The 17,536-nt window shown below is 67.7% G+C and carries 15 protein-coding genes; 2 read left to right on the top strand and 13 right to left on the bottom strand.

Features of this window, described 5'->3' with window-relative positions; all coding sequences use genetic code 11:
* Window positions 1-59 precede the first annotated feature (59 nt).
* Both OD750_RS06240 and OD750_RS06235 read right to left on the bottom strand, forming a co-directional pair.
* On the bottom strand, window positions 60-653 hold the full coding sequence (locus OD750_RS06240; RefSeq protein ID WP_263543395.1) for a YdbL family probable chaperone protein: 594 nt from the start codon (window positions 651-653) through the stop codon (window positions 60-62).
* Between the two features lie 11 nt (window positions 654-664).
* Window positions 665-2,647: a translocation/assembly module TamB domain-containing protein gene (locus OD750_RS06235; RefSeq protein ID WP_263543394.1), complete on the bottom strand. Its 1,983-nt coding sequence runs from the start codon at window positions 2,645-2,647 to the stop codon at window positions 665-667.
* 52 nt (window positions 2,648-2,699) lie between these two features.
* Between OD750_RS06235 and OD750_RS06230 the strand changes: the two genes are divergently transcribed.
* Window positions 2,700-3,431, top strand: coding sequence for an Hpt domain-containing response regulator (locus OD750_RS06230; RefSeq protein WP_263543393.1), 732 nt, complete (start codon window positions 2,700-2,702; stop codon window positions 3,429-3,431).
* Here OD750_RS06230 and recO read toward each other — a convergent pair.
* The 11 genes from recO to OD750_RS06175 all read right to left on the bottom strand — a co-directional run bounded on the left by recO (window position 3,422) and on the right by OD750_RS06175 (window position 15,233).
* Complete coding sequence (gene recO / locus OD750_RS06225; protein WP_263543392.1) at window positions 3,422-4,141, bottom strand: DNA repair protein RecO; 720 nt, start codon at window positions 4,139-4,141, stop codon at window positions 3,422-3,424. The two genes, OD750_RS06230 and recO, sit on opposite strands and share 10 nt — an antisense overlap.
* Window positions 4,141-5,073, bottom strand: a complete 933-nt coding sequence (era, locus tag OD750_RS06220; RefSeq protein ID WP_263543391.1) for a GTPase Era — start codon at window positions 5,071-5,073, stop codon at window positions 4,141-4,143. The genes recO and era overlap by 1 nt, the downstream gene beginning before the upstream one ends.
* Entirely contained in the window at window positions 5,070-5,729 is a 660-nt protein-coding gene (gene rnc / locus OD750_RS06215) for a ribonuclease III (protein WP_272841820.1), read from the bottom strand. Before rnc ends, era begins: the two co-directional genes overlap by 4 nt.
* Window positions 5,726-6,106 carry a DUF4845 domain-containing protein gene (locus tag OD750_RS06210; protein ID WP_263543390.1) on the bottom strand — a complete coding sequence of 127 codons (381 nt, stop codon included), beginning with the start codon at window positions 6,104-6,106 and terminating at the stop codon, window positions 5,726-5,728. The genes rnc and OD750_RS06210 overlap by 4 nt, the downstream gene beginning before the upstream one ends.
* Before the next feature lie 15 nt (window positions 6,107-6,121).
* Window positions 6,122-7,000 carry a signal peptidase I gene (gene lepB, locus OD750_RS06205; RefSeq protein WP_263543389.1) on the bottom strand — a complete coding sequence of 293 codons (879 nt, stop codon included), beginning with the start codon at window positions 6,998-7,000 and terminating at the stop codon, window positions 6,122-6,124.
* Window positions 7,001-7,111: 111 nt separating this feature from the next.
* Entirely contained in the window at window positions 7,112-8,902 is a 1,791-nt protein-coding gene (gene lepA, locus OD750_RS06200; protein WP_263543388.1) for a translation elongation factor 4, read from the bottom strand.
* A gap of 150 nt (window positions 8,903-9,052) precedes the next feature.
* Complete coding sequence (locus OD750_RS06195) at window positions 9,053-10,504, bottom strand: Do family serine endopeptidase (RefSeq protein ID WP_263543387.1); 1,452 nt, start codon at window positions 10,502-10,504, stop codon at window positions 9,053-9,055.
* Between the two features lie 197 nt (window positions 10,505-10,701).
* Window positions 10,702-11,334, bottom strand: a complete 633-nt coding sequence (locus tag OD750_RS06190; protein ID WP_263543386.1) for a sigma-E factor negative regulatory protein — start codon at window positions 11,332-11,334, stop codon at window positions 10,702-10,704.
* Window positions 11,331-11,927, bottom strand: a complete 597-nt coding sequence (gene rpoE, locus OD750_RS06185; RefSeq protein ID WP_263543530.1) for an RNA polymerase sigma factor RpoE — start codon at window positions 11,925-11,927, stop codon at window positions 11,331-11,333. The genes OD750_RS06190 and rpoE overlap by 4 nt, the downstream gene beginning before the upstream one ends.
* Window positions 11,928-12,144: 217 nt before the next feature.
* Window positions 12,145-14,745 (bottom strand): EAL domain-containing protein, encoded by a 2,601-nt coding sequence (locus OD750_RS06180; RefSeq protein ID WP_263543385.1) that lies wholly within the window; start codon window positions 14,743-14,745, stop codon window positions 12,145-12,147.
* Window positions 14,745-15,233: a hypothetical protein gene (locus tag OD750_RS06175; protein ID WP_263543384.1), complete on the bottom strand. Its 489-nt coding sequence runs from the start codon at window positions 15,231-15,233 to the stop codon at window positions 14,745-14,747. Before OD750_RS06175 ends, OD750_RS06180 begins: the two co-directional genes overlap by 1 nt.
* 117 nt (window positions 15,234-15,350) lie before the next feature.
* Between OD750_RS06175 and OD750_RS06170 the strand changes: the two genes are divergently transcribed.
* Window positions 15,351-17,399, top strand: coding sequence for a 3-hydroxyacyl-CoA dehydrogenase NAD-binding domain-containing protein (locus OD750_RS06170; protein WP_263543383.1), 2,049 nt, complete (start codon window positions 15,351-15,353; stop codon window positions 17,397-17,399).
* Window positions 17,400-17,536: the final 137 nt, after the last annotated feature.

The raw sequence follows: 17,536 nt of genomic DNA, 5'->3' as shown, positions 1-17,536 counted from the left end.
GACGGCTTGCGGCGACCCGGGCGCGAAAACCTTGCGTCGGCTGGGGGAAACGCCCGCGCCTACTTCTGCTTCCAGGCGCCGGACGGATCCTGATGATACCAGCCGGCGCGCGCCTGCTCGATCCACTGTTTGGCGAACGTGCCCTGGATCTGCCCTTCCCACTCCGGATGGCCGTTGCCGACCGCGATTTCGCGGTAGACGGCCTTGCGGTCGCGGTTTTCGTCGGCGACGGCCTGGTTCAGCCCCGCGCGCTCGGCGAGCGGCACGGCCGAGGCGTCGCGCACGGCGACGAGGCCGTCGCGCGTCAGGCCGATCGTGCCCGCGCCGAACGCGCGCACGAGCGTCGCGTCGAAGCGCTGCTTCATGCGCGCCTGGATTTCGCGCACGGCCGGCGTCTGGATGTTGAGGTCGGGCTCGGCCGCGTGCGCCGCGCCGATGAAGAAATCGAGCACGCTCGCCTGCGGGCGCTGCGGCGGCGCCGGCGGCTCGGGCTTGACGTCGCCGGACTTGGCGGCCTCGTCGCCGATGACCTTGCCGATGAACTGCTCGGCGGCCTTCTCGGCCGCGGCGGCCGGAAAATACACGTTGATCGTGACGCAGGCCGACATGAGGCTCAGCGACAGCGCGGCGAGGAACCAGGCGAATTTGCGCATGCGACGCTCCATTAGTTTATTACTGGTTTTGTTCCCGACGTCGCCGCCTTGAGCCGCTCGACGAGCACCGGCCAGTCGACCTGCGCCTGATGCCCGACGATGCGGATGCGCGGCAGGCCGCGACCGTCGACGAGAGTGTAGCCTTGCGGCGATGAATCGAGTCCGCGCATGCGGCAGACGTTGTTTTCGAGCCGGCAGCCGAGGCCGAGCCGCGCGTAGCCGAACGTGTCGAAGATGCGCAGCACGCTCGCCTGCAGGCCGGCCACGAATCCGCCGCCGCCGACCGACGACAGCGAGTTGACCGCGCGCTGGCTGATCTTGCCGCCGTCCAGCGCATGCATCTGCGCGTCGAACGACACCGGCGACCAGTCGACGAGCCGCAATGCGGCGATCGAACCGGACAGCCGCCCGGAGATTTCGCCGAAGTCGAACGTGCCGGTCAGGAGCGACAGGTCGAGCCCCGAGAACGCGATGTCGGCCGCCAGCGTCGGCGCGACGCCGAACGGACGTTCGAGCGCGAGTCCGGTGACGTTGATCGTGCCGTCGAACACGTTGAGCATCAGGCCGCCGTCGAGTTCGGCACGCTCGCCGGCGTAGCGGATCTGCGGCACCGCGCCGCCGAGCTTGCCGCCGAAGCTCGGCCAGCCGAACGCGGCCGACAGGCGCGCCATGTCGACGTCGTGCACCGCGAAGCCGGCGGCGAGACGTTCGTTGCGCGCGGCATCGGGACGCACGTCCAGGCGCGACACCTCGATCGCGCCGCCGAACAGCGGCAGGCGCGCGGGTTCGGCGAGGCCGAGCACGCCGTCGCGGCTGCGCCAGACCGTGCGCGTTTCATCAAAAGTCAACTTGTACAGCTCGATCGACCGCCACGCGAGCGGCGACGGTTCCGTTGCACCGTCGCGCGACCACGCCACCGCGCCGTCGACGCCGCGCAGCGCGAACCGCTGCTGCGCGTCGACCGCGTCGACCTGCCGCGCGGCGATCGAGAAAGCGGCGAGGCCCGCGGCATCGACGCGCAGCGAGCCGCGCAGCGAACCGCCGGTCGCCAGCTCGCCGAACGAGCGCGGCGCGAGCGCGCTCTTGGCGTAACGCTCGAACGCGGCCGGCAAGGTCGCCTCGACCGTATCGAGCGCGAGCGCGGCGAGCGGCGGCGACGCGGCAAGGTCGATCTGCGCGGAACCCGCCACGCGCAGCACGCCGGGGTCGTCGAAGCGCATCGACTTGAGCGTCCAGCGCCCGCCGCCGCCGGTCAGCGTGAAGTCGAGCGCGGTGCGCGCGTCGGCGAACTTCGCGTAGAAGTCGCCGACGAGGATTTCGCCGCCGTCGATCGCGCCGGCATGCGACACGACCGGCGGCGCGGCACGCGCGTCGACGTCGAGCTTGCCTCCGAACGCGAGGTTCGCCGCGGCGATGCGCCCGCCGTTCGCGTCGAAGCCGAAACCGGCGATGCGATAGCTGCCGCGGACGCGCGCCGGTTCGTCGGCGCGCCACGCGAGATCGGCGCCGAGCGTGCCGGCAGGCGGTTTCGCATCGGGCCATTGCGCCGCGAGCTGCGCCTCGAACCACGCGAGCGGCAGGCCGTCGAGCGTGAATCGCCACGCGCCGGCGTCGCCCTGCGCGACGCGCAGCTTCGCCGGTTTGCGTTCGACGGCGAGCGCGAGCCGGCCGTTCGCTATCGTCGCGTCGAAGCCGGCCTTGGCGGACGCCTTGCCCGCTTGCGACGACGCGTCGCCGGCGCAGCGCCAGCCCACGTCGGTCTTCGCCAACGCGCATTCGGCATGCAGCGCAACCTCCGCGCCGGACAACGTCGGCGCCGAGAGACGCGCGACGTCGAGCGTCAGTCGCGGCGCGTCGCCGGCGAGTTTCACTTCGATGCCTTGTGCAATAATCGATGCGGTTTCCAGGCGATCGAGCCTGACGCGCGCGACGCGCGCATCGGCGACCGGGGCGAACGAGAGGGCGAGCATGGCGGCAAGCGCAGTTCGCAACACGGGCGGCTCCGCGGAAACTCGCGCCATTCTGCCGATTCGCGCCTGAATCGTCATGCCTCGCATCCTCGTCGCCGACGACAACCCGCTTTCGCTGCGTTTTTTCGCCGAAGCGCTGCGCGGCCTGGGCCATCAATGCGACTGCGCCGAAGACGGCGCCCAGGCGCTCGCGCTCGCGAACGAACGCCGCTACGACGCGCTGCTGCTCGACCTCGACATGCCGCATCTTTCGGGTACGCAGGTGTACGCGCGGCTGCGCGCGAGCACGACGGCGGCGTCCGCCGGCGCACGGCTCGTCGCGACGAGCGCCGAACTCGACGCGGTGCGCCGCACGGCGCTCGTCGCGCAAGGTTTCGACGCGGTGCTCGGCAAGCCGGCGACGCTGGCCGAACTCGACGATCTGCTGCGCGCGCTGCTCGCGCCGCGCTCGCGCGTCGCCGAAACGCGTGCGGTCTATGCGACCGGCAGCGGTCTGCTCGACGATGCGGCGGCGATCACGGCGTGCGGCGACATCGCCGTCGTCGCTTCGCTGCGCGCGATGTTCGTCGACGAACTCGACACGCTGTCGGACGAACTCGACGGCTTTCTCGCGCGCGACGACGACGCCGGCCTCGCCGACCGCCTGCATCGCCTGCGCGCGTCGTGCGGCTTCTGCGGCGCGGGCAGGCTCGACGAAGCGGCGCGCAGCCTGCGGCGCGTGCTCGGCACGTCGGTACAGGGCGCGGCGATGCAGGAACTGCGCTCGACCGCGGCGGCGACGCTCGCGGCGCTGCGCGGTCAGCTTTGAGGTTCGTTCGCGCGCGTGCCGACGAGCCCCCACGAACGCAGCGACGCGCCGCCGAGCTGGTGGCTGATCAGCGCGCGCATCAGACGCTTGAGCGCGACGAGGTCGCGCGCGGCCGGTTCGACGTCGTCGGCGAGCGCGATCAGTGTGCTGCCGCTCAGGCATAGCGTGCCGGCCTTGCCGTTCCAGGCGATCACGCCGTGTTCGGGCACGTAGCTGTATTCGCCGTCGGCCACCAGCGGCTCGCCGCTGTCGGCGTCGACGTCGAGAACGAGGCCGTAGCCGGTCTGGCCGAGCAGGTCGCGCTCGAAACGCCGCAAGGTCCACGCGTGCGAACGGTTCGACGCGAGGCGTTCGAGCGTATCGACATAGGCCGCGTACAGGTCGGGCTGCGCGTCGAGCCGCGGCGTCAGACGCAGTACGAGTTCGTTGACGTACAGCGCGCACAGGCGCGCTTCGCCGCCGGGCGCGAGCGGCTGGCCGGCGGCCTCGATCGCCGCGAGCGTCGCCAGCTCGCCCTGCCCGACCCAGCCGAGTTCGAGCGGCGTCAGCGGCTGCAGCAAGGCGCGCGCGAAACGCGGACGTTCGCGCCGCACGCCGCGCGCGACGAGACCGAGCCGGCCGTGGTCGCGCGTGAAGCATTCGACGAGAAGACTCGTCTCGCGGTACGGCCGCGCGTGCAGGACCCAGCCCGGCGCGCCGTCGACGCGCATCAGCCCTCGTAGCCGAAGCGCTTGAGCGCCGCTTCGTCGTCCGACCAGTTTTCGCGCACGCGCACCCAGAGTTTCAGGAACACCTTGCGTTCGAACAGGCGCTCCATCGCGAGGCGCGCGGCGGTGCCGACGTCCTTGAGCCGTTGTCCGGCCGCGCCGATCACGATCGCTTTCTGGCCCTGGCGTTCGACCCAGATCACCGCGCCGACTTCGGCGACGCCGTCCTCGCGTTCGGCGAACTGTTCGATCTCGACGGTGCAGGAATACGGCAGCTCCTGGCCGAGCTGGCGCATCAGCTGCTCGCGCACGAGTTCGGCCGCGAGGAAGCGCTCGCTGCGGTCGGTGATTTCGTCTTCGCCGTACGTCGGCGGGGCCAGCGGCAGGCGCGCGACGATCTCGCGTTCGAGCGCATCGAGACCGTCGCGCTTGCGCGCCGAGACGATGACGACCGCGGCGTAGTCGTGCTCGCGCGTCAGCTGCGCGATGAACGGCAGCAGCGTTTCGCGGTTCTTGAGCGCGTCGACCTTGTTGATCGCGAGCACGCACGGCTTGCCGCTCGCGCGCATGGCCTTCCACACCTGCTCGTCTTCGTCGGCGTAGCGGCCCGCTTCGATCACGTGCACGAGCACGTCGACCTCTTCGATCGCGTGGCGCGCCGCGCGGTTGAGCTGGCGGTTAATCGCGCGCTTGGCGCCCGAGTGCATGCCGGGCGTATCGACGAACAGGAGCTGCGCGCCGGGTCGCGTCGCGATGCCGAGAATGCGATGGCGCGTCGTCTGCGGTTTGGGACTCACGATGCTGACGCGAAAACCGATCAGCGCGTTGAGCAGCGTCGATTTGCCGACGTTGGGCCGGCCGAGCAGCGCGACCAGGCCGCAACGATGCTGCGGGTCCGTGGGCTTGCCCGGGTCGAGCGCGGTGTCGTCGCTCATGCGCGAAGAATTCCTTTGATTTCGTTCAATGCGGCTTCGGCCGCCATCTGTTCCGCCGCGCGACGGCTCGTGCCGTGCCCCGGCAGGCGCAGCGCCGGATCGGCCACGACGCATTCGACGTCGAACAGCTTGGCGTGGTCTTCGCCGGTGCTGGCGACGAGCTCGTACTGCGGCAACGGCAGGCCGTTGGCCTGCAGAAATTCCTGCAGGCGCGTTTTCGGATCTTTCTCGGAGACGCCCAGCGTCGCGATTCGCGAGGCGTAGAGCGTACGCACGACGTCGCGGCACGCCTGCCAGCCGGCGTCGAGATAGGTCGCGGCGATCAGCGCTTCGAGCGCGTCGGCGAGTATCGAATCGCGGCGGAAGCCGCCGCTCTTCAACTCGCCGCTACCGAGGACGAGCGCGTCGCCGAGGTCGAGTTCGCGCGCGATTTCCGCGAGCGTCGAGCCGCGCACGAGCTGCGCGCGCAGCCGCGTCAGCACGCCTTCGTCGGCGCGCGGATGCGTCTCGTACAGCATTTCGGCGACGAGCATGTTGACCAGCGAGTCGCCGAGAAATTCGAGTCGTTCGTTGTTGAGCCGCGCCGCGCTGCGATGCGTGAGGGCCTGTTCGTACAGACCCTCGTTGCGGAAGCGGTGGGGAAAGTTTGGCTTCAATAGGACGACTGGCCGGTCAGATCGACGGTCTTGTCGAAGCTGACGAGAAGATCGACGTTGTAGATGAAGTCGATGCGACGGTCGTAGAAGATCCGCAGACTCGTCGCGCCGCCCTGTTTGCGCAGCTGGATGTTCTGCGGCGGAATCGCCGCGTCGTCGACGTATTGCGTGTCGAACTTGACGTTGAGCATGTGGCGGATTTCTTCGACCGACTTCTCGCCGATGCCCTGCTCCGCCTTGAGGAGGTTCATCGATTTGACGACGCCCATGTACTCGGAATAGACCGGTACGAGCTTCATTCCCGCGTAGGCGAAGAAGCCGAGGACGACCAGGAGGATGGCAAAACCGATGAGGGTGATGCCGCGCTGCTTTACCATGGCGAAACTCTCCTCTTACTTGATCAAGGTGCCGAGTCGACTGAAGTCGATCACGCCGTTGTCCAGCCCCCGCCAGCTCATCCAGATGACAAACGCCTTGCCCACGAGGTTTTCCTCGGGAACGAACCCCCACACGCGGCTGTCGGCGCTATTATCGCGATTATCGCCCATCGCGAAATAGTGGCCCGGCGGCACGCGCCACACGTTGTCGGTCGTCGAGGTCACGTTCGGAATGTCGATGACGCGATGCTCGGCGCCCGGCAGATGCTCGAGCGACACGACCGCCTGGCCGCTCGCGAGCTTGCGGTCTTCGGTGTCCGAGGCGCTCAGGCTCGAGCGCAGCTTGCCGTCCCAGCGCATTTCCTTGGATTCGACATACGGCTGCAGATAGGTCGTCGCGACCTGTTCGCCGTTGACGAACAACGTGTTGTCGCGATATGCGATCTCGTCGCCCGGCAGGCCGACGATGCGCTTGATGTAGTCGTTGCCGAGGTTCGGATCGCTCGCGCCGAGCTTCGGATCGCCGGGGTAGCGGAACACGACGACGTCGCCGCGCTGGGGCTCTCCGATCGGGATGATCTTCTTGTCGATCACCGGCAACCGGATGCCGTAGGAAAATTTGTTAACAAGGATGAAATCGCCGACGAGCAGCGTCGGCATCATCGATCCGGACGGGATACGGAACGGTTCGGCGAGAAACGAGCGAAACAGCAGCACGATCAGGATGACCGGAAAGAACGAGCGCGAGTACTCGACGAGGAGCGGCTCGCGCGGCAGTTCGCCCGCCGGCGTGCGCGCCGCGCGGTCCTTGGCGAACAGCAGCGTGTCCAACCCCCAAATCACGCCGGTCAGAAACGTCAGCGCGACCAGGACCGCGGCGAAATCTAGATGCATCCCCTGCTCCTCACAGTATGTCGGGAAACAGGCTTCGTGCCTGTTTCTCAATCGAACGGCGCAAGCGGAGCCTGCGCATCTTCTCGGGTGTTGCCGACGACGCGGCTTGCGCTACTTGTCCATCTGCAGGACGGCGAGGAACGCCTCCTGCGGAATGTCGACGCTGCCGACCTGCTTCATGCGCTTCTTGCCTTCCTTCTGCTTCTCCAGCAGCTTGCGCTTGCGCGACACGTCGCCGCCGTAGCACTTGGCGAGTACGTTCTTGCGCAGCGCCTTGACGGTCGAACGCGCGATGACCTGCGAACCGATCGCGGCCTGCACGGCGACGTCGAACTGCTGGCGCGGAATCAGCTCCTTCATCTTCTCGACGAGGTCGCGGCCGCGGCGGTCGGCGAGATTGCGGTGCACGATCAGGCTCAACGCGTCGACGCGGTCGCCGTTGATCAGCACGTCCAGGCGCACGAACGGGCCGGCGCGGAACTCCAGGAAGTGGTAGTCCATCGACGCGTAGCCGCGCGACACCGACTTCAACTTGTCGAAGAAGTCGAGCACGACTTCGGCCAGCGGCAGCTCGTAGCTGATCTTGACCTGCGTCGAGACGTAGTTGATCGAGCGCTGCACGCCGCGCTTTTCTTCGCACAGGCTGATCACGTTGCCGACGTATTCCGGCGGCGTGAGGATGTCGGCGACGATGATCGGCTCGCGCACCTCTTCGACGTACTGCGTCGCCGGCAGCTTCGCCGGATTGTCGAGCGAGAGCACGCTGCCGTCGGTCTGCAGCACCTCGTAGACGACGGTCGGCGCCGTGGTGATGAGGTCGAGATCGTATTCGCGCTCGAGCCGCTCCTGGATGATGTCCATGTGCAGGAGGCCGAGGAAGCCGCAGCGGAAGCCGAAGCCCATCGCTTCGGAGCTTTCCGGTTCGAAGTTCAGCGCGGCGTCGTTGAGCTTGAGCTTGTCGAGCGCCTCGCGCAGCGAACCGTAGTCGTCGGCGACGGTCGGAAACAGGCCCGCGAACACGCGCGACTGCATCTTCTGGAAGCCCGGCAGCGGACCCGGCGCGGGATCGGCGTTCAAGGTCAGCGTATCGCCGACCGGCGCGCCGTGGACGTCCTTGATCGACGCGCAGATCCAGCCCACGTCGCCGGCGCCGAGCTTGGGCATGACCTTGCGCTTGGGCGTGAACACGCCGACCTGGTCGACTTCGTGCCAGCGGCCGGTCGACATGACGAGGATCTTGTCCTTCGGCTTGATCTCGCCCTGCATCACGCGCACGAGCGACACGACGCCCAGGTAGTTGTCGAACCACGAGTCGATGATCAGCGCCTGCAGCTTGTCGGTGTCGCGCGGCTTCGGCGGCGGGATGCGCGCGACGATCGCCTCGAGCACGTCGACGATGTTCTGGCCCGTCTTGGCGCTGATCGGAATCGCGTCGGTCGCGTCGATGCCGATGACGGCTTCGATCTCCGACTTGGCGCGTTCGATGTCGGCGGTCGGCAGGTCGATCTTGTTGAGCACCGGAATGACTTCCAGGCCCTGCTCGACCGCGGTGTAGCAGTTGGCGACCGACTGCGCCTCGACGCCTTGCGCGGCGTCGACGACGAGCAGCGCGCCTTCGCACGCGGCGAGCGATCGGCTCACCTCGTAGCTGAAGTCGACGTGACCCGGCGTGTCGATGAAGTTCAACTGGTATACCTTTCCATCCTTGGCCTTGTACGGCAAGGACACGCTCTGCGCCTTGATCGTGATGCCGCGCTCGCGCTCGATCGGATTCGAATCGAGCACCTGCGCTTCCATTTCGCGCGCTTCAAGGCCGCCGCAAAGCTGAATGATGCGATCGGCCAGCGTCGACTTGCCGTGATCGACGTGGGCGATGATCGAGAAATTTCGGATGAGTTCCATCGTGCGCCAAAGCAGGGGCCGGACTCGCTCCCCGGCGAGGTCCTGGCAAAGGGCGGCATTATCGCACAGCTTGGCCGTAGATCATTGGCTGCAAACAAAAAAGCCGCGGAACCCCCGGTTCCGCGGCCCGTTTGGCGTTTTCGGGGCCGATCAGCCCGTTTTCTTCGGCACGTTGACCGCGAGGAACAGGCTGGTGCCGGCGCGGCGCACGAGCAGCATGACCGAGTCGCCCGGCTGCACGCCCTTGACCGCCGTATTGAACTCGGCCGGCGTCTTGACCTTGGTGCGGCCGACCATCAGCACGACGTCGTCCGGCTGCAGGCCGGCGCGGCGCGCCGGCACGCCGGTGATGCGCTTGATGATGACGCCCTCGTCCTTGATTTCGAGCTGCTTGCGCTGCTCGGCGGTCGGTTCCTCGACGACGATGCCGAGCGGATTGGCCGCCGCGGCGGCCGGCGCGGCCGGATTCGCCGACGCGGTCGCGTCGCGCGGCAGTTCGCCGACCGTCACCGGAATCGTGATCGTCTTGCCGTCGCGGAACACGCTGACGTCGGCCTTGGTGCCCGGCGCCGTGGCGCCGACCATCGGCGGCAGGTCGGACGAGCGCACGATGTCCATGCCCGCGAACGCGGTGATCACATCGCCGACCTTGATGCCGGCCTTCTCGGCCGCGCTGCCTTCGGTCATCGAATTGACGAGCGCGCCGCCGGTGCGCGCGAGGCCCAGGCTCTGCGCGAGGTCGCGGTTCACGTCCTGGATCTGCACGCCGATCATGCCGCGCGAGACGAAGCCCTTGTCCTTGATCTGCTTGACGGCGCTCATCGCGGTATCGATCGGAATCGCGAACGACACGCCCATGAACCCGCCGGTATTGGAGAAGATCTGCGAGTTGATGCCGACGACTTCGCCGTCGAGGTTGAACAGCGGGCCGCCCGAATTGCCGCGGTTGATCGCGACGTCGGTCTGGATGAACGGCACGTACTGCTGGTCGCGACCGCCGAAGGCGCGGCTGACGGCGCTGACGATGCCCGAGGTCACCGAGTGGTCGAAGCCGAACGGCGAGCCGATCGCGAGCACCCACTGGCCGGCCTTGAGCTTCTTGGAGTCGCCGATCGTGACGACCGGGAGGCTGTCAGCGGTGACCTTGAGCAGCGCGATGTCGTACTGCGCGTCGGAGCCGACGACTTTCGCGTCGAGCTCGCGGCGGTCGGACAGGCGCACGGTCACGGTATCGGCGCCGTCGACGACGTGATTGTTCGTCAGGATGTAGCCGTCGGCCGAAATGATGAAGCCCGAGCCGAGCGAGGTGCCGCCGCCGCGGGGGCCGCGCGGGCCGGGGCCACCAGGGCCGCCGGGCATGCCCGGAACGCCGAAGAAGCGGCGGAAGATTTCCGGCATTTCCTCGTCGGAGGGGCCTTCACCGCCGGTCTGGTCGGCGGCTTCGTCGCCCTTCGCGTTGACGCTGGCCTGCACGTTGACGACGGCCGGCCCGTTCTTTTCCACCAGGGCAGTGAAGTCGGGCAACTCAGCCGCAGGCACCGCCTGCACCACGCATACGACGGCCAAGGCGGCCGAGATCGCGAATGCCTTGATCTTGCTCATGGGTCTACCTTTGTTGGGTTGGGCGCAGCGCGCCAAGCTGTTCTCCGCGCGGGCGGATGCGGCTTGGAGACTGCCGCCGGACCGAAGTTCCGGCGCTCGTTCAGGTTGTTCAGCTTCGGGCAAGCGTTGTATAGAAACGTATTCTGCAACGAAAAAGCGCGCCGCGGAGGCGGCGCGCTTTTGCGGAAACTTTTCGTTCAGTGCGGACGCTGCGCTTCGGCGGCGCCGGGCGGGACGATCATCAGCACGTACGGTGCGGGACCCTGCCGCTGCGCGCCGAAGCCTTCGTGACGCCACGGCGACTGCGGCAAGCGCGGATCGTAGCCGTAGCCGGACGGCGAGAGCGTCGCCGAAACCGGCCGCACGAGCGGCGACTGCACCAGGATCGGATCGTTCGTGAAGTTCACCGCACGCGCCATGTCGCTCGCCCGCGCCGGTTCGCTCGCGGTCGGCGCGGTGCGCGCGACGAGCGCTTCGGACTGCGGCTGCTGGCGCGTATTCGGCGCCGACGCGAGCAGCGCGACGACGGCGACCGCCGCGGCGACCGCGCCGCCGGAGGCATAGCGCACCCAGCGTCCGATCGAACCGCCTCGGCGTTCGGCGACCGCGGCGTCTTCGGCGTCCAGGCGCGCCATCAGCGCGGCGCCGAAGCCTTCGCCGGCGAGCATGACCGGCTGGCGGCGCAGCACGTCGCGGGCGACGTGATAGCGCGACCACGCGTCGCGCAAGGCCGGGTCGGCGTCGGTCGCGCGCAGGACGAAACGCATCGCGTCGCGATCGGCCTGCCCGTCCATCAGCGCGGAAAGCTGTTCTTTCATCTCGGTGTTCATGACCTGGAAACCTCGTTCTCCGTCAACAACGGACGCAGTTGGGTATCGATCGCTTCGCGCGCCCGGAAGATGCGCGAACGCACCGTTCCGATCGGGCATTGCATCTGTTCGGCGATTTCCTCGTACGACAACCCGTCGACTTCGCGCAGGGTGATTGCCTTACGGAGTTCTTCCGGCAGCTGTTCGACCGTGGCGAATACGGTTCGTTCAATTTCTTCGCGCAGCAGTTCGCGTTCCGGCGTCGCACTGTCTTTCAGGCGGATGCCGGCGTCGAGCTGCACCGCGTCATCGATGGAGACGTCGTCGGTCGGCGGGCGGCGGCCCTGGGAAACGAGATGGTTCTTCGCGGTATTGATCGCGATGCGGTAGACCCACGTATAGAACGCACTGTCGCCGCGGAACGCGCCGATCGCGCGGTACGCGCGGATGAACGCTTCCTGTGCGACGTCCTGGCATTCGGACCAGTCGGAGATGTAGCGCGAGATGACGCTGACGACCTTGTGCTGGTAGCGGCGCACGAGCAGGTCGAAGGCGCGCTTGTCGCCCTTCTGCACGCGCTCGACCAGCATGTGGTCGGTTTCTGGTTCGCCCATCCGGGCAGTACTCCCTGCTGTGGCCCGCGGCACTTCCTTCGGAGCCGCGGCCTGCCCGGTGCGTCGCTCCGGCGCTGCCTCTCTTGTCCAGGCCGCGAGGCCGGTTCCCAATTCGATTATCGCTTGCATGCTACCCCGCCTCGGCTGCTGTTGCGGCTGCGTCCGCATCAAGACCCGGCGCCCGCCGAGAAGTTCCGTCGGGCGTACCGTGCCGGACTCAGCCGGCGGCGGTTTCCATCGTCATGCCGCGGAACAGGCGTTCGCGCTCCGCCAGCATGTTTTCGAAACTGACCGGCGCAAGCGGCCGGCAGAACAGATAGCCCTGCAGTTCCTCGCAGCCGTGGTCGCGCAGGAACGTGTAGTGCTGTTCGATCTCGACGCCTTCGGCGACGACGCCGAGCTTCAGGCTGTGCGCCATGTTGATCGTCGCGCGCACGATCGCCTCGTCGTCGGGGTCCACGCCGATGTTGCGCACGAACACCTGGTCGATCTTGATCTTGTCGGCCGGAAAGCGCCGGATGTAGTCGAGCGACGACTGCCCGGTGCCGAAATCGTCGATCGAAATGCGGCAGCCGAGGTCGCGGATCGACTGCAGGGTTTCGAGCAGGTTCGGAATCGACTTGACGCTGATGCTTTCGGTGACTTCAAGGTCGAGCAGGCTCGGCTCCAGATTCGTCTCGGTCAGCACGTTGCGCACGATGTCCACGAGATTGGGCTGGCGCAGCTGCAGCGCCGACAGGTTGACGCTGATGCGCAGCGGCAGACCGAAGCGCGTCTGCCAGCGCTTGGTTTCGATGCACGCGGTGCGTAGCACCCACTCGCCGATCGACACGATGAGGCCGGTTTCCTCGGCGATCGGAATGAAGAAGCCGGGGCTGATCATGCCGAGTTCGGGGTGCTCCCAGCGGATCAGCGCCTCCATCCCGACGATGTCCTCGCTGCGAGAATCGACCTGCGGCTGGTAGTACACGCGCAGTTCGTTGTTGCGTTCGGCCACGCGCAGCTTGGTTTCCAGCGCGATGCGCTGCTGGTGCGATTCTTCCGGCACCGCGACGTAGGTCTGGAAGTTGTTGCGGCCCATGCCCTTGGCGCTGTACATCGCCACGTCCGCGTGCTTGAGCAGGCGTTCGGCGGTCGTCGCGTCGTCGGGGTAGAAGCTGATGCCGAGCGATGCGGTGATGTGCAGTTCGGAGCCGTCCTCGAGCGTCAGCGGCACTTCCATCACGCGCACGATCTTTTCGGCCACGCGCATCACGTCGTCGCGCTGCACGATGTGGCGCAGGATCAGCGTGAACTCGTCGCCGGCGTAGCGCGCGACCGTGTCCGACGCGCGCACCGACGCGCGCAGGCGCTTGGAAACCGCGTCGAGCACCTGGTCGCCGACGCTGTGGCCGAGCGAATCGTTGATCGTCTTGAAGCGGTCGAGGTCGACGAACAGCACGGCGAACATTTCGCCGGTGCGATGCGCTTCGCTGATCGTCGTTTCGAGGCGGTCGTTGAACAGCAGGCGGTTCGGCAGGCCGGTGAGCGCGTCCTGCAGCGCCTTGGCCTTGCCCTGCTCGCGCGACCGGCGCAGTTCGAGTTCGAGCGCGAGCCGCCCCGCGGCGACGCGCAGCGTGTCGACGATCGTCGACGACTCCGGCAGCGCCGTGCGCCGGCCGAGCAGCAGCGCGCCGAGCACGGTCCGGCGCTCGTCGCGCAGCGGCAGCGCCACGAACGCCTCGAACCGGGTGAAGTTGAGGAAGGTGTCTTTTTCGATGCGCTTCCACGCGTCGGAAAGATGGATCACGCCGACGCCGTCGAGCACCTGGCGCAGGGTCGGCTGCTTGAGCAGGTCGGGCGCGTCGGCCGGCAGGCCCACGCGCTGGTACTGCGTGATCGGCTGGACTTCGACGGGCTGGTCCGGCCGCACCGAGACGAGCATGACGTAGTCGAGCTCGAGCCAGTCGACGAGCAGGCGCACGATCTGCTTGACGCCCTCGTCGCCGGCGCCGACTTCGATCGCTTCGGCGAGCAGGCCCAGCGACTGCTGCAGGCGCCCGAGTTCGCCCTGTTCGCGCACGATCGTGAAGTGCACCAGCTTGCCGGCGCGTACCGCGAGCCGCGAGAACACTTCGACCGGATAGCTGCCGCCGTCGGCGCGCGGCTTCTGGCAGCGGTAGCGCACGCTGCCCTCGCGCATCAGCCGCGCCATGATCTCGGCGCGCTGCTCGCGCGTGTGGCTGCGGCTGATCCCGTCGAGCGGCTGACCCACCGCCTGCGCGGCCTGGATGCCCGAGCGCTGCTCGAACACCGGATTGACTTCGAGGATGCGGCCGGTCTTCGGATCGGAAATCACCAGTTCGTCGAGGCTGCCTTCGAACACGAACTGGTAGCGGTCGCCGCCCGCCGCGCGCGGCGCCGCGTCGCCGCCGGCGCGCTGCCCGCCGAGCACCTGGCGAATACGCGCGAGCGCCTCGCCGCCGTCGACCGGCGAACGCAGCCAGTCGACGACGCCCGGCGGCGTGCGCGCCCAGTCCCATTGCCGTTCCGCGGGCAGCGCCGGCAGGAGGCCGATGACCGGCACGCGCGCCAGCCGCGCATCGCCCTTCAATTGCATGCAGAACGCGACCGCTTCCTTCGCCGCGCCGAGAAACTCGATCAGCACGACGTCGATGTCCGGATCCTGGTTCAGGAACGCGAGCGCCTGCTGCAGATCCTTCGCGGTGTAGATCGCGTCGAAGTTCTGGCCGTCGAGCGTATCGAACAGCACGCGCCGGTCGTCGCGATTCGTCGCAACGATGAGGACCGAGCCGTGCCCCTTGTCGTCGCGCGCCATCACGTCACCCAACGCCCGTCGCGCAGACGCAGCCGGGTCGGCGCGACGCGCTCGTGGGTCAGGTGCTCGGACACTTCGTCGAGGCTCTCGGGCAGCACGATCGCGCCGCCGATGAACACGACCTTGCGCTCGTTGCCGCCGCGCGAACGGCCGATCTGGCGCAGCAGGCCGGTGTTCGGCGGGCGCAGATGGCCGACGTAGTCGGTGAACAGATAAATGCCGAAATGCATGCTTTGCAGGATGTAGCGCAGCGCATCGGCCATGCGCTTGGAGCCCGGCACGCGGACCTCCGACTCGCGCAGCGAGCTGATGCCGACGTCGTCCTGCCACTGGTAGATCGACTGGCCGCTGCGCAGCGCGAACTGACGAAACTGCGTGACGACGTCGCCGACGTCGGACGTTTCGACGACGACGAGGTTCTGTTTCGACGCCAGAACGCGGTCGAAGAGTCGATTGCTGACAGAAATGTCGCTGGATTCAACGGCCACGAGCGATTTTTTGAACCTCGGTCTGAAGCGACGAACATAGCCGCACGCTGATGGATTGACCAGAGGCGCGACCAGCACGGATTATAGCCCGCCCACCTTGCAGGCAATCTTCGCGCCATGTTCGAAGGACTCCGTTTTTCCCATTGGAAGACCGAACGCGGCACTGACGGCATCGTCGTCCTGAGCTTCGACCGCGCCGGCTCGTCGGTCAATACGCTGGCGCGCGCCGTCCTCGACGAGCTCGCCGAAATCATCGAGCGCCTGGCCATCGAACCGCCGAAGGGCGTGGTGATCCGCTCGGCCAAGGCCGCCGGATTCATCGCCGGGGCCGACATCCGCGAATTCGAGCAGTACGAGAAGTCCGGCAGCGTGCTCGATGCGATCGAGAACGGCCAGCGCGTGTTCGAGCGCCTGGCGCGGCTGCCCTGCCGCACCGTCGCCGCCATCCACGGCCACTGCATGGGCGGCGGCACCGAGCTGTCGCTCGCCTGCCGCTACCGCGTCGCGAGCCGCGATCCGTCGACGCGCATCGGCCTGCCCGAGGTGAAACTCGGCATTTTCCCGGGCTGGGGCGGCAGCGCCCGCCTGCCGTATCTCATCGGCGCGCCCAAGGCGCTCGAATTCATGCTGTCGGGCCGCACGGCCTCGGCCGAAAACGCGCGGGCGATCGGGCTCGTCGACGCGCTGGCGTCGCCCGAACTCCTCGTCGAGAAGGCCAAGGAACTGATCCTGCACCCGCCGCAGCGCCCCCTGCTGCAGCGCGCGACGGCCTGGGCGACGAATATCTGGCCGGTGCGTCAGATTCTGGCGCCGATCGTCAGCAAGCAGACCGCGGCGAAGGCCAGCCCGTCGCACTACCCGGCCCCGTTCGCGCTGATCGAAACCTGGCGCCGCGGCGGACCGATCGGCACGCGCCTGAAGAACGAAGCGCGCGCGGTCGCCAAGCTCGCGCAGGGGCCGACCGCACGCAACCTCATTCGCGTGTTCTTCCTGCAGGAACAGCTGAAGGGTCTCGGCGGCGGCGTCGAGCACGGCATCGAGCACGTGCACGTCGTCGGCGCCGGCGTCATGGGCGGCGACATCGCCGCGTGGTGCGCGCTGCGCGGCTTCGACGTGACGCTGCAGGACCGCGAAATGAAGTACGTGCAGCCCGCGCTCGACCGCGCGCGCGAGCTGTACGCCAAACGTCTGAAAACGCCCGAACGCATCAACCCGGCGCTCGATCGCCTGCGCGCCGATGTCGAAGGCACGGGCGTGGCCAAGGCCGATCTCGTGATCGAGGCGATCTACGAGAATCTCGAGGCCAAGCACGAGCTGTATCGCAAGGTCGAAGCGCAGTTGCACGAAGGCGAACTGCTCGCGACGAACACCTCGAGCATCCCGCTCGACGCGCTGCGCACGGCGGTCGCGCGGCCGGGACAGTTTCTCGGCCTGCACTTCTTCAATCCGGTCGCGATGATGCCGCTGGTCGAAGTCGTGACGCACGAGGCGGTCGACCCCGACGCGGTGAAGCGCGCGCTCGCGTTCTGCAAGGCGATCGACAAGCTGCCGGTGCCGGTGAAGAGTTCGCCGGGCTTCCTCGTCAATCGCATCCTGATGCCGTACCTGCTCGAAGCGATCACGCTGTACAGCGAGGGCGTGCCGGGTCCGGTGCTCGACAAGGCGGCGAAGAAGTTCGGCATGCCGATGGGGCCGATCGAACTGGCCGACACCGTCGGGCTCGACGTGGCCGCGTCGGTCGGCAAGATCCTGGCCGAATTCCTCGGCCTGGACGTGCCGCCGGGGCTCGCGCCGCTGCTCGAATCGGGCAAGCGCGGCAAGAAGGACGGCCAGGGTTTCTACGTCTGGCAGGACGGCAAACCGGTAAAGCCCGAGGTCGATCCGAACTACAAGGCGCCCGACGACATCACCGATCGCATGATCCTGCCGATGCTCAACGAATCGGTCGCGTGCCTCGCCGAAGGCGTCGTGGAAAACGCCGAGCTGCTCGACGCCGGCGTGATCTTCGGCACCGGCTTCGCGCCGTTCCGCGGCGGCCCGATCCAGCACATCCGCAGCGAGGGCGCCGACAAGGTGCGCGCGCAGCTCGAAGCGCTCGCGGCGCGCTACGGTGCGCGCTTCGCCCCGAAGGCGGGTTGGGATCGTGCCGACCTGGTAGTGGCGTAAACGTTTTCGTCGCGGCCGGCGCCGCTCGCACGGCGCCGCCGCGAAACGATTGTTACCGCTTCACGCGCACCGAAAGCGCCCGAAACCTATCCCCGAAGGTCCGGCATGAGGCTACACTCCACCTCGCAATTCAGGGG

The organism is Tahibacter soli (genome assembly GCF_025717065.2).
Taxonomy (GTDB): domain Bacteria; phylum Pseudomonadota; class Gammaproteobacteria; order Xanthomonadales; family Rhodanobacteraceae; genus Tahibacter; species Tahibacter soli.
The sequence above is the reverse complement of the archived record's forward strand: the minus strand, read 5'-3'. Positions and strand labels throughout refer to the sequence as shown.

Coding starts and splice junctions, on each gene's coding strand:
- OD750_RS06210 (WP_263543390.1), bottom strand. CDS start 6,106: ATGGTAAAGCAGCGCGGCATCACCCTCATCGGTTTTGCCATCCTCCTG.
- OD750_RS06170 (WP_263543383.1), top strand. CDS start 15,351: ATGTTCGAAGGACTCCGTTTTTCCCATTGGAAGACCGAACGCGGCACT.
- OD750_RS06180 (WP_263543385.1), bottom strand. CDS start 14,745: ATGGCGCGCGACGACAAGGGGCACGGCTCGGTCCTCATCGTTGCGACG.
- OD750_RS06195 (WP_263543387.1), bottom strand. CDS start 10,504: ATGAGCAAGATCAAGGCATTCGCGATCTCGGCCGCCTTGGCCGTCGTA.
- recO (WP_263543392.1), bottom strand. CDS start 4,141: ATGCGCGTCGACGGCGCGCCGGGCTGGGTCCTGCACGCGCGGCCGTAC.
- rpoE (WP_263543530.1), bottom strand. CDS start 11,927: ATGGGCGAACCAGAAACCGACCACATGCTGGTCGAGCGCGTGCAGAAG.
- lepB (WP_263543389.1), bottom strand. CDS start 7,000: ATGCATCTAGATTTCGCCGCGGTCCTGGTCGCGCTGACGTTTCTGACC.
- OD750_RS06190 (WP_263543386.1), bottom strand. CDS start 11,334: ATGAACACCGAGATGAAAGAACAGCTTTCCGCGCTGATGGACGGGCAG.
- era (WP_263543391.1), bottom strand. CDS start 5,073: ATGAGCGACGACACCGCGCTCGACCCGGGCAAGCCCACGGACCCGCAG.
- OD750_RS06240 (WP_263543395.1), bottom strand. CDS start 653: ATGCGCAAATTCGCCTGGTTCCTCGCCGCGCTGTCGCTGAGCCTCATG.
- lepA (WP_263543388.1), bottom strand. CDS start 8,902: ATGGAACTCATCCGAAATTTCTCGATCATCGCCCACGTCGATCACGGC.
- OD750_RS06230 (WP_263543393.1), top strand. CDS start 2,700: ATGCCTCGCATCCTCGTCGCCGACGACAACCCGCTTTCGCTGCGTTTT.